Raw genomic sequence first — 12,587 nt, 5'->3', positions numbered from 1 at the left:
TTAAAGTTTTTGATATAATAGATAAGGATGAAATTGAGAAATGATAGTAATGTATTAAAGGGTGATATAATGGCAATGAATGATTGGAAGGTTTTCTTAATGCCTTATGAGCAAGCAGTAGATGAACTGAAAGTTAAGTTAAAATCAATTAGAAAAGAATATAGAAAAAAAAATGAATATTCACCTATAGAGTTTGTAACAGGAAGAGTAAAAGAAGTATCAAGTATGTTAGAAAAAGCTAACAAATTTGAAATACCAATAGATAGGATTAGATATGAACTTGAGGATATTGCAGGAATAAGAATAATGTGTCAGTTTGTTGATGATATAGACACAGTAGTGCAGATATTAAGAGAACGTAAAGATATGCAGATTCTTTATGAGAAGGATTATGTAAGGAATGTTAAAGAGAGTGGTTATAGAAGTTATCATATGATAATAAAATATCCTGTAAATATGGCAGAAGGACTAGTTGAAATTTTGGCTGAATTTCAAATAAGAACATTAGCAATGAATTTCTGGGCAACTATTGAACATTCTCTTAATTACAAATATAAGCAACATATACCAGAACAATTAAAGGAAAAACTTAAAAGATCTGCAGATGCAGCATTTAGATTAGATGAAGAAATGTTAGAAATCAAAGATGAAATTAAGGATGCACAAAAATTATTTGAGGTTAAATCACATTTAATTTCAAATATAATGAATTTACTATTAACTTTAATTTCACTAGGTAAGGAAACAGAGGCAGCCAGATTCCAAAAAACTTTAAATAAGTTAATAGAAGATGGGGAAGTTTGGGAGCTAAATAGTTTATTGTTTTCTGTTAAAAGAGAAATTGAAAAATATACAGATTAAGAGTTTTTGTATATTTAATTCATAAGGAAAATTATGCTTTGTTGTTCAAATAGTTTAAAATATAGCTGTAGATTTTCAATATTTAAAAGAAATATCTGCAGCTATGTTTTTTATTCTTTAGGAATTTATATTCTAGTAAAATATGTGTGTAACTTAAAAAAGGTTGATTTAATAGTTTTGGTATTTTAAAAAGAATAAAAAGAAATCTTATTCGCCTTCATAAAATGTTCTTATATGCACAATACTGAACTTAACCACAGTCGCCTGCGATTTTTTTATTTTCTAGGGGATATTGTATTTATTAATCAAGCATAGTGAATATGTCAGTAATATCAAGTATAATGTTTTATATAGAAATAATATAGTATGAAATTAATATATGTAATAAGGAGATAAAAATGGATAGAGATCAACTATTATTGAGATTGAGAAACAATCCTGAATATATTCAGGAAATAGACAAAGTTGATGAGGAATTAGAGTTATTTATTGTTAAGAATAATGGTAACAATATTAAATATATTAAAAACCCGAGTAAGGAAGTGCAAAAACAAGCTATTGCAAATACCCCGCTGTCAGCAAAATATATTAAAGACATTAATGAAGAAGTTGCTATAATGTGTGTTAAAAGCTTGTGGAACTCTTTAGAGTTAATAAATAATCCTACTAAAAAGGTGATAGAGGAAGCTATTAAGACTAAAGGATGGGCTATACAATTTATAGAGAATCCTAGCGAGGAACTTCAATTATTAGCTGTTAGTAGGGACTATGATGCAATTAAATATATAGAGAATCCTTCTGAAGAAATTCAGCTTAAGGCTATAGAAAACTACTATGTAGCAATTAGATTTATAAAGAATCCAAGCCTTAAGGCGAAAATAAAGGCAATAGAGCTAAATGGAGAAGCTATAAATTATATTTCCAACTATGATTTAGATGAAATAAAGAAATTTATATATGAAAATATAAATGTAGTCAAGTATATTTATGAAAGCATAGATGTAGAACTTGTAATTGATGTGATTCAAGAAAAAATCAAAGAGGAAGATATTAGTAAGAAGTATATTGAAGATTTCTTAGAGTTAGAGGTTTTGGAAATGGATAAAATTAATTTTGTAAGAGAATATGGAAGCAAGAATGCCAAAAAGTTGCTAGTAGATTATAAATTATCTATATAAGAATGGAGGCGAAAAGATTGAATTATTTAGAGTGTTTAAATACAGTAGATTTAGTAGTCGCATCAAATGATGTGCCTTTAATTATAGGAGAAAGTGGAGTTGGAAAGACTTCATTAGTTAAGCGTATAGCAGGAGAAAATGGATATTATCTTGTTACAATAGATGCAAACTTGCTAAAGGAAGGGGAAATAGGAGGACTACCTGTAGTTGAAAATAGGACGACTATATATGCGACACATAGTAAGCTAATTGAAATCAAAAAAGCATTAGATGAAGATATAAATAGAGATGTTATTTTATTTATAGATGAATTGAATAGATGCGATCATGCCGTAGCACAAGAACTTATGAATCTTATCTTAAATAGAGAGATTAATGGATATATTTTGGATGAGAGAGTTAAAGTAATAGCTGCAATGAATCCTTCTAATAAAAATGATGGCTTTAATAATAGTCAATATGATGTTGTTGATATGGACCCAGCTCAAGAAGATAGATTTGTCTGGGTAAAGTTAGACTCGGATATTAAAGAATGGATTAAGTGGGGAATGAGTAATGATGGAAATATAGATGAACATATCATAGAATTTTTGTCTACATTTCCTGAATATCTTCATACTCCTGATTCAGAAGAAACAATAAAGGCTACTCCAAGAAGCTGGGAGAGAGTATCAAAAGCATATAAGGTATTTGTAAAAAATAAGGGGAAATACTCTTTAGATACTCTACTGAATGTTGTAAAAGGAAATGTTGGGATTAGTATTGCAAATGATTTTGGAAACTTTTTGATAAACCTAAAAACACCTTTAGTAAAGGTTGAAGATATATTCAGCAGTGATATTTTAAATTTTGATCTAAAGGAAAAAATAGAAAAAGAAAATCATTCTAGATTATACATATTGTCTAAAAATTCGTTAAGGTATTTGGAAAATATGCCGATAGAAAGGAATTTAAGGCTATTTTCAGAACTTCTAAATTTATATCCAAGAGATTTGAGACTTGGTATTATGAAGGAAATAAAAAGAGATTATAAGGAAAGTGGACTATATGAAAAGTTACTAGGTACTGAAGAGTTCTTAGAAGCATTTTTTAATATATTTAAGTGAGAATCCAAATCTATGATTTGGCTTATCGAACTTACTCAGCGAACGAACGTGAGTCGAGTTTCCTTTAAAAAGTAAAGTTACATCTAAAAATTGCTATTACAAATTAATTTTATTGCAAGTAATCAATAAAAGAGGGGGAGGAGAGTATGGATTTTGAAGAAAAAAGACAGCAACTTTTAAAAGAAGCCTATCAATTGAGTGAAGATGATAAATTTAGTGATAATTATAAAAGAAATTTCTTTGAGCTAGTAGAGGATATTATATTATATTTGTTGCAAACTCAAGATGTTTTTTTTGGGCAATTCATGCTTAGAGTTCAACGGAAAATAAATACTACATTAACAGCGCCAATAACAACTATTCCAAAGCGTGATAGATTTGAGATGTATTTTAATCCATTTTTATTTTTGGATTGTAATAGAAAAGAAATGGCAGCATTATTTAAACATGAAATATATCATATAATGAATTCTCATTTTGAAAGAGAAAGAAAATTGAAGGCTAGATTTAGTAAAGAAGCGGTAAATGTTGCTTTAGATATTTCAATTAATCAGTATATAAAAGATTTACCACCCTTTAGCAAAAGACTTTATGCAGTTAACATGGAATATAATTTATCACTTGAGGAAAATAGAAGTGTCGAGGAATATGCAGAAGAAATTCATAAATCAATTAAGTCTAGAATAAAGCAAGATAAAGTTGATAAAGATGATGATTCGAAATATGAAGTGGATATGTCAAAAGTCCATGATTTGTGGGAAAGTGCTCAAATAAGTGATGAAGATATTAGCAATTTGACTAAGAAAACGGCTCTAAGTGCTTATAATGAAAACACTCCAAAAGGATTAGAAAACATAATTTTAGCGTATAAAGAAAAGGCAGAAATACCTTGGCAACTTGTTCTTAAAAATATACTCCCAAGTGTGAAATCAGGATATAAGAGGACAATAACAAGAAGGGATAGAAGACAGCCGGAAAGATTAGATTTAAGAGGGAGGCTACCTAAAAGTCAAACTGAATTAATTGTAGCAATAGATATAAGTGCTAGCATGAAGGACAGTGACATGCATAAGATACTAGTGGAGATATTGTCAATAACTTCAAATATTAAAAATAAAATCACAATTATCGAATGTGATAGTGAAATTAGAAAAGTATATGACTTAAGAAATGAGAATGACATAAGAAAGAGAAGCAAAGATAATGGATCTACGAAATTTACACCTGTATTTAAGTATATAAATGAAAATAATTTAAGAAGTGCTGTATTAATATATTTTACAGATGGTGTTGGAGAAAGAGAACTTGAAGTAAAGCCAATTAACAAAAAAACTATATGGGTTGTATCTGGAAATGAAGAATTATCATTAAAAAATCCTTATGGAGAGATTAAAAGAATAAATACTGAAAAGAAGGAAAGCTCAGGTGGAAATATTGGATTGAAAATGGTAAATGAAGCTATACACGACTGGGCTAGATAGGGAAATTATTAACTAATTTTAAATAGGCAAATATAAGGTAATATGTTAAAATAAATTACAGTATAGAGGAGTGATATTCTTGACCCAAGGAATGAAAATTACAGATTATACAAGGTTTTTATCTATACTTCTTGTAGTAAGTATAGTACTTAATATATATGTAGTATTTAAATTAAATAATTACAAATATAAACTAGGTCAGGAATCCTATACTAAGATAGAGGATTTTAAGCAAAGAAATGAAAGTAATATGGATATATTGTCTAAAGGAATTGAAGAGAATAGTTTAAAAAATGAAGATTTATTAAAACTTTATAAGAATTATGATGAAATGTCTGATGACATAATAGAATTATGGCAACAGTATAGAGCATATACTCAAAATGCGATACCGTTTTTTTCAAAGGTGATTAAAACTGATAAGATAATGGAAAATAATATAAATGAAAAGATAAAGGAGTATATGCTATCTACTTTAAGTAAAGAGATGAAAAATGAATCAAATAAAATAAGGCTAGAAAGTGAAGATTTACAATCTTTTAAATATATGTATGAGATTTCTTCAAAAACATATGAATATTTTAATGAATTTAATGAAGAAAATTTAAAGGGAGCTACAGGTGAAGATAAGGAAAGTAAGGTTATAAAAAATCATTATTGGATAGATCTTTTGGAAGGTATATATAAAATAAGTGATGACTATGGGAATGTGCAGTGGAAAATAGAGTCGGGGGATAGTACAAATAAGTAAAGTGATTAACTGTAGGGTAAGAATCAAGCTTTTTGTAAGGGAAATGTTAGATAGTACAAAAACTCATAACAACAAAAAAATGTAGAATAAATATTCTTCATTTATTCTACATTTTTATTATGATTTTAGTGGCATCCTGAGCAAGAACCACCACATCCGCCTTCAGGCGCTATAACAGGCTTTAAGCTTAAGCCATTACCTTCATTTTCATCAGACGAAAGTATTATAAATCCACCAAATTGTTCTATTAGGGATTTTTCGTATATAAATGAAATATCATTCATTTTTTCAACTTCGTCAGCATCAGTAGCTTCTGAGACAGATATGTTAAAAACTGGACCGCTACATGCATAACCAGCAAAATTTATTCTAATATTGAAATCAGTTATTTTATTTTCGTCTAAAAAAGCTTTAAATTCATTATAAGCTTCTTCACTTATATTAACATTTTTCATATATAAACACCTACTTTATGAAATATTAATGATATTAAATCATTAAAGTAAGTATAGCATATATATATTAAAATAAAAAGTTAATATTAATAGTTATATTATGGCTAAGAATGTGCTATTATATTATGGTTTATTGAATATATAATGTTAATAAATAAATTATACAATATTATACATAAATTGGAAAATGTGCTATAATAAATAGGACTACTAAAGATTTTGCATTAAATATTGTAAGAAGGGGAATTAACTATGAAACCATATAATAAAAGTTTTGTGTTCCAAGAGATAAAGCGATATAGTGACTTAATTAATCAAGGAACTTGTGGCGACTATAAAATAGTTAAAGATACCATATTAAAGCAAGAATTACAAGGTTATATGTATGAAAATGAAGAAGAATATGATATAGATATAGTTCAATTATATAAAAATGGTAATGATTTAATGAAGCTAACACCAGAGCTAGTTGAAAGTTCATATGGAGCAATTTCTTTTGCCCACGGAAAAGTTGGCGTAATTGGACTTGGTATTGGATATGTAGTTCAAGAAATTGCAAGAAAAGATAGAGTAGAAGAAGTAATAGTATATGAAATTAGTGAAGAAATAATAAAATTATATAATAATAATTTTCCTAAAAATGAAAAGATACGAATAATAAAGGGTGATGCCTTTAAAGCCAAAAAAAATAAATTTGATTTCTTCTATGTAGATATATATAAATGTGAGTTAAGTTCTAAAATAGTTGAGGATTATAAAATTCTAAATGAACTTCACGAAATTGAAGAATATGCATTTAGAGGATTGGAACATTTTTTGTTAAGTTGTAAATATGAGGATATAGTGTGGATTTATATACCTGAAAATTGGATTTCAATGAGTAAGAAAGCATATGAAGCTCTAGATGCTTCAGGATATTTAAATAGCTATAAGCCTTTAGATGAAGAGAATGTTAAAAAAGTATTGTTTGAGTTTAAAGAAATCTTAAATGCATAAATTTTCTTATATATTGTGATATTATTGGTTAGGTATTTAGAATTTATTAGCTTTAATACATTAAAACAATACATTATGAACTATTTATTAAAGTATATAGTTTGGAGGAGAACTAATGATATTATCAGGAAAAGAAATATTAAAAAATATTGGTAGTAATATAATAATTGAACCTTTTGATGAGAAAAAAATAAATCCTAATAGTTACAATTTGTCTTTACATAATGAATTATTAGTTTATGAAAATGATATTTTAGATATGAAAACTCCAAATCCAACAAAAGTTATAAAAATTCCAGAGGATGGATTATTATTAGAACCAGGTAAATTATATTTAGGAAGAACAAATGAATTTACCAGTACTAGTAAATATGTCCCTATGCTTGAAGGGCGCTCTTCAACAGGTAGATTAGGGTTATTTATTCATGTTACAGCTGGATTCGGAGATATTGGATTTTCAGGCTACTGGACGTTAGAAATTTTTTGTGTTCAGCCAATAAAAGTTTATCCTAACGTAGAAATATGTCAAATATATTATCATGATATCCATGGAGAATATGATTTATATAGCAGTGGAAAATATCAGAATAATAAAGGAATACAGCCAAGTTTAATGTATAAAGATTTTGAAAAATAGTTGTATTTATGAGCAATACGTTCTAAGAATTATAAGTATCAAAATCTGCATTAAGTCATCAGTCAATGCAAGGTAAGCACTCTTATAACGAATGAATTATATTGCTCAAAATCTATACATTATTATTTTAAAACTAAGTTCGTAAATATGCTCAACTTACTAAGTCTTATTTATAATAATAAAATTAAGAGTTAGTAAGTTGAAGCAACAAATAAGATATGTAAATACTATTTGCAAATTCATGTAATTCATCATATACTGATATTTCAATTTTATTTCCGAAATTGCATTCAGAAATATCACTTATATGTTGGTTAATATGAAAAAAGGTTCGGATGTTTTCTTAGATACTCTAGAAGAAAATATCCGAATCTTTTTTTATCTGAGGATAATTAAAATAAAAAATTTCGCATATATCTATTCAAAAGATTCTGATGGGGATGTATCATATAAATATATATAAAGCACTTTTGACAAATCATTTTTAAATATAAATTAATATATAAAGGAGAATGAAGAAAATGAAATTAGTGATATTAGAGCCATTAGGTGTAAATAAGGATAAGTTGTTGGGAATGGCAAAGGATAGTTTAGGAAATGAAGTAGACATAATATATTATGATACAAGAGTAGAAGATACCGAAACATTAATAGAAAGAAGCAAAGATGCTGATGCTGTAGTACTATCCAATCTTCCATATAAAAAAGAGGTAATAGAAAACTGTCCAAATTTGAAAATGATTTGTGTTGCGTTTACAGGAGTAGACCATGTTGCAATGGATTACTGTAAGGAAAGAGATATTTTAGTATGCAATTGTGCTGGATACTCAACGGCTGCAGTTGCAGACTTGGTATTTGGTATGGTTATTTCTCTATATAGAAATATTATACCATGTGATAAGGTGACTAGAGAAGGTGGAACAAAGAATGGGCTTGTGGGATTTGAACTCGCAGGAAAGAAGTTTGGAGTAGTAGGGGCAGGAGCTATAGGTATGAGAACTGCCGCAATTGCTAAAGCATTTGGATGTAATGTATACGCTTATAGCAGAACTAAAAAAGATGTTGAAGGAATCGAATTTGTAGATTTAGATACATTAATGGCTACTTGTGATATAGTATCGCTTCATGTTCCGCTAAATGAAAGCACTAAAGGATTAATAAATAATGAAAAATTATCATTAATGAAAGAAAGTGCAATTTTAATAAATACAGCACGAGGTCCTGTTTTAGATAGTTCAGCACTTGCGGAAGCTTTAAATAATGGCAAAATTGCTGGTGCGGGAGTAGATGTATTTGAAATTGAGCCACCAATTCCTACAGATCATGTATTGTTTGGAGCAAAGAATTTAATAGTTACTCCTCATGTTGCATTTGCAACAGCTGAAGCTTTCGAAAAGAGAGCGGTTATTGTTTTTGATAATATAAAAAAATGGTTAAAAGGTACTCCGCAAAATGTAATTAAATAAGTCAATTTATATATGTTAATTTAGAATTAGCAACCTGGTAAGAGAAGCCTCGATGCTTTTCTTAGATAGTATAAATAGAAATCCCTTTTGAGGGATTTCTATTTTTTTATAAAATTTTTATAATTGCTTTAAAAGATTTTTAAAATTAGATTTTATAATGAATTCATAACAAGCAAGGAAATAAATCTTTGAAAATATTGGGAGGCGTTATAAATGAATAAAATTAAAGTATTATATGATGTATTTAAAACTATGAAGGAAAAAGAAGTGTTTAAAGGAAGTGTAAAATTGGAAGCAACTAAAGGAGATGTAAAAGTATTATCATTTTCCAATGAATTTGAAACTAATACTAAAAGTGGGGAAACAAAAGCTAACATAAGTGTTGATTTAGATGCTGAAGGCAAAAAAGTAAAACATGATAGTAATTCTGAATTTAATATAAAGGAGTGCCCGCATCATGGATTTCATAGAGGAATGCATAATCATGGAATGAATATGCACGGAATGCATGGTCACGGTGGAATAAAAGGAGGACTTTCAAAAGTTACTTTTATATTAAATTTATTAAATAATGTGCAAGTAGAGGAAAAAGATGAAAAGGCTATTATTTCTTTAGAATTGAAAGAGGTATTTAAAGAAATCAAGGACATGCATAAAGAATTCCATAAAGGAATGGATGAAGAAAAGATAATGGAGCATATAAGACAAATGAAGGAAAGTGATGATAGAGGTTTTCATAAGCATCATAAATTTATAAAAGAACTATTATGTTCTGAAAACAGCGATGCTATATTAAAAATATACGCAAATAAAAATAATGAAGTTGAGAAAGTAGAAATTTCTTCTAAAGGCGAAAATGCTGTAAATGGATCACTAGATTTAGTCTGGTAAATTAATTGAGTTAGGAGATAGTAGTAAATGCCCAAATATCTTATTTGTACTAACACTAGAAAGTATAATGAATTAGTTGAAGCTCTAAATAATAGAGGAATTCAATTTGAGACAACGCATTGTGATAATAAATGCTTTAAATGTCGCACTAGAGTGATGATTAAAGAAGATGATAAATATATATATGCAACTGATGTGAAAAATCTATTAAGAAAAATGAGTATTTCTTAATGTAAACAGGGGTTGAAATTCAGAAATCTCTAAATTATTGATGTAAAATTCAATTATTTAGAGATTTTCATTTATAAATAAATAAGTAAATAAGGAACTTTGTTCCAAATCAAAATTTAAGTATCTCATAGAATGATTTTATTAGAATTATTAATAGACAGTTTTAATTTAATTTATTAAAAGTTAATTTGTAATGTTATAATCATTACAATGGTAGAAATTTATTTTAAGGTGGTGGAAAGCATTAGAAGGTTTAGAGGAAGAGTTTATTCTCATTTTCATAATAGAATTGATGAAGAACATCGGGAATTTTTTGAAAAACTCAAAGAGTTAAATGAAATGCGTTACGAGTTAGTTTATGAGCATCAAAAAATACATCATGATTCTCATCATAAACAATTTAATGAATTTAATAGGATACATAGATATTTAAGATGGATGCGTCCAACGGGAATTTTAATAAGCATGTTACTTGTTTTTTCCATATTTAAATTTGTAGATGTAAAAGCAATTACTATATTTTTTGCAATAATTTTTATTATTCATCAAAGCTCTCATATATATATAACTTTGAGAATGGAAAAAAGAATTATGAAACCTATAGAAAAGTTAAAAGATGGTGTTGAACAGATAGCCAGAGGTAACTATGACGTGAAAATTGATAACGACGTATATAATGAAATAGGAATTTTAATATATGATTTTAATAAGATGTCTGAAACCTTAAAAAAATCTGAAGAGATGAAACTTGAATATGAAGAAAATAGAAAAGCATTGATAGCTAATATTTCCCATGACTTAAAAACACCAATTACTTCAATTAATGGATATATTGAAGCCTTAGTGGATGGTGTTGTTACTTCACCAGATAAAGTGAACAATTATCTAAATATAATTCATAATAATACTACTTATATAAATAACCTTATTGATGATTTGTTTTTATTTTCAAAATTAGATATGCAAAAATTAGATTTTAATTTTGGGATAGTTAAATTTAAGGCATTTATGAGTGATCTTATGGAAGAGTTTGATTTTGTTCTTAAAGAAAAGGATATTGAATTTAAATTTGAAGATAGGTTGTCGGAAGAATTAGAAATTAACATAGATGGAAAAAGAATATATCAAGTTATTAGGAATGTTATAGGGAATGCTATAAAATATGGAAGGCAAAAAGATTCAATAATTAAAGTAGAATTAAGTAATAATAATGAATGGATTAAGATAGAAATTAAAGATAATGGTGCTGGGATTCCAGAAGATAAACTTTCAAATATATTTAATAGATTTTACCGTATAGATACAGAACGTACAAAAGACTTTATGAGTACAGGTTTAGGACTTGCAATTGCAAAGGAAATGGTAGAAGCTCATGGAGGAAAAATTTATGCATCAAGTATAATGGGGAAAGGAAGTACGTTTACTATAGAGCTACCAATAAAGTGAAGCTTTTCAGATGGAGAGAACTATAGCTGAATTTATACCAAGAAGGGGCACAATGCTAAGGAGTGTGCAGATGTTATTCGTGATTAAATAGTGATACGAATCATAGATATCTGACATGTGTCATTTAAGGCATAAATAATAAAGAGGAGGAAGCATATGAAACAAATATTAATTATAGAAGATGATATAAATATCGCTGAACTAGAAAAAGAGTATCTTCAATTAAATGGTTATAAAGTGGAAATAATTCAGGATGGTATTCAAGGATTAAAAAAAGCTCTTATTGGTACATATGATCTTATAATAGTTGATTTAATGCTACCAGGTAAAGACGGGTATGAAATAGTAAGAGAAGTTAGAGAAAAATATGAAATACCTATAATAATAGTATCAGCAAGAAGTGAGGACATTGATAAAATAAAGGGGTTAGGATTTGGTGCAGATGATTATTTAACAAAACCTTTTAGTCCTGCAGAATTAGTAGCAAGAATAAAGTCTCATATGATTAGATATGAGAGATTATCAGGAAATAGACCCCAACTCAATATTATTAGCCATAAAGCATTGGAGATAAGAACAGATTCACATAAAGTATTTGTAAATGGAAAAGAGGTTATTCTTACTACAAAAGAGTATGATCTTATGGTATTTTTAGCTTCTAATCCAAATATAGTTTTCACTAAAGATCAATTATTCGATAGAATATGGGGAGAGGATTATTACGGAGATACAGCGACTGTAGCAGTTCATATACAAAAGTTAAGAAAGAAGATAGAAAAAGACCCAGGAAATCCAGAGTATATTGAAACCCTTTGGGGAACAGGATATAGATTTAATTCATAAGTTTCAATATTGAAATAATATTATCAAATAAAAGTAAGAGTTTAACTAAAGTAATAGTATATATAGATGCCTAAATTATTAATTAGAATTAGTATGTGAATATATTTTCATAGCTTTTCGGAACAAAATATTTATGATTCTGGTAAGTTGACACATAAATATAGCTTTAAAGGAGTCTGTCAAGACTTTCGTGTAAACTTCAAAAAGTAATATGTTTATTTTATAAGGTTGGAGGTAGAATAAAA

General features: G+C 27.7%; 13 protein-coding genes. 12 read left to right on the top strand and 1 reads right to left on the bottom strand.

What is annotated here, in order from left to right; translation table 11 throughout:
• The first annotated feature begins 69 nt into the window (after positions 1–69).
• The 5 genes from L3B96_RS24355 to L3B96_RS24335 all read left to right on the top strand — a co-directional run bounded on the left by L3B96_RS24355 (position 70) and on the right by L3B96_RS24335 (position 5,377).
• Complete coding sequence (locus L3B96_RS24355; RefSeq protein ID WP_023973943.1) at positions 70–861, top strand: GTP pyrophosphokinase family protein; 792 nt, start codon at positions 70–72, stop codon at positions 859–861.
• Between the two features lie 398 nt (positions 862–1,259).
• The gene (locus tag L3B96_RS24350) at positions 1,260–2,039 is read left to right on the top strand and encodes a hypothetical protein (RefSeq protein WP_238948802.1); all 780 of its coding nucleotides are present in this window, start codon (positions 1,260–1,262) and stop codon (positions 2,037–2,039) included.
• A gap of 17 nt (positions 2,040–2,056) precedes the next feature.
• Entirely contained in the window at positions 2,057–3,145 is a 1,089-nt protein-coding gene (locus L3B96_RS24345; protein WP_238948801.1) for an ATP-binding protein, read from the top strand.
• 146 nt (positions 3,146–3,291) lie between these two features.
• Positions 3,292–4,626, top strand: a complete 1,335-nt coding sequence (locus L3B96_RS24340) for a VWA-like domain-containing protein (RefSeq protein ID WP_238948800.1) — start codon at positions 3,292–3,294, stop codon at positions 4,624–4,626.
• Between the two features lie 79 nt (positions 4,627–4,705).
• Positions 4,706–5,377, top strand: coding sequence for a hypothetical protein (locus L3B96_RS24335; protein ID WP_012060753.1), 672 nt, complete (start codon positions 4,706–4,708; stop codon positions 5,375–5,377).
• A 125-nt stretch (positions 5,378–5,502) separates the two neighbouring features.
• On the opposite strand, the gene L3B96_RS24330 is transcribed toward L3B96_RS24335, so the two are convergent.
• A complete protein-coding gene (locus L3B96_RS24330; protein ID WP_012060752.1) occupies positions 5,503–5,832 on the bottom strand; it encodes a HesB-like protein in 330 nt (109 codons plus the stop codon).
• Positions 5,833–6,084: 252 nt separating this feature from the next.
• On the opposite strand from L3B96_RS24330, the gene L3B96_RS24325 reads away from it, so the two are divergent.
• The 7 genes from L3B96_RS24325 (at position 6,085) to L3B96_RS24295 (ending at position 12,342) form a co-directional block, all read left to right on the top strand.
• Positions 6,085–6,828 carry a hypothetical protein gene (locus L3B96_RS24325; RefSeq protein WP_077855863.1) on the top strand — a complete coding sequence of 248 codons (744 nt, stop codon included), beginning with the start codon at positions 6,085–6,087 and terminating at the stop codon, positions 6,826–6,828.
• A gap of 115 nt (positions 6,829–6,943) precedes the next feature.
• The gene (dcd, locus tag L3B96_RS24320) at positions 6,944–7,465 is read left to right on the top strand and encodes a dCTP deaminase (RefSeq protein ID WP_012060750.1); all 522 of its coding nucleotides are present in this window, start codon (positions 6,944–6,946) and stop codon (positions 7,463–7,465) included.
• 521 nt (positions 7,466–7,986) lie between these two features.
• Positions 7,987–8,931, top strand: coding sequence for a 2-hydroxyacid dehydrogenase (locus L3B96_RS24315; RefSeq protein ID WP_238948799.1), 945 nt, complete (start codon positions 7,987–7,989; stop codon positions 8,929–8,931).
• A 213-nt stretch (positions 8,932–9,144) separates the two neighbouring features.
• The gene (locus tag L3B96_RS24310) at positions 9,145–9,822 is read left to right on the top strand and encodes a hypothetical protein (protein WP_238948798.1); all 678 of its coding nucleotides are present in this window, start codon (positions 9,145–9,147) and stop codon (positions 9,820–9,822) included.
• A gap of 27 nt (positions 9,823–9,849) precedes the next feature.
• Complete coding sequence (locus L3B96_RS24305; protein WP_017211237.1) at positions 9,850–10,053, top strand: hypothetical protein; 204 nt, start codon at positions 9,850–9,852, stop codon at positions 10,051–10,053.
• 210 nt (positions 10,054–10,263) lie between these two features.
• Entirely contained in the window at positions 10,264–11,499 is a 1,236-nt protein-coding gene (locus L3B96_RS24300) for a HAMP domain-containing sensor histidine kinase (RefSeq protein ID WP_238948797.1), read from the top strand.
• Between the two features lie 156 nt (positions 11,500–11,655).
• Positions 11,656–12,342 carry a response regulator transcription factor gene (locus tag L3B96_RS24295; RefSeq protein WP_238948796.1) on the top strand — a complete coding sequence of 229 codons (687 nt, stop codon included), beginning with the start codon at positions 11,656–11,658 and terminating at the stop codon, positions 12,340–12,342.
• Positions 12,343–12,587 lie beyond the last annotated feature (245 nt).

The sequence above is a fragment of the Clostridium sp. YIM B02569 genome, from assembly GCF_022320765.1.
Lineage (GTDB): Bacteria > Bacillota > Clostridia > Clostridiales > Clostridiaceae > Clostridium > Clostridium beijerinckii.
This window is presented reverse-complemented; position numbering and strand designations above follow the sequence as displayed.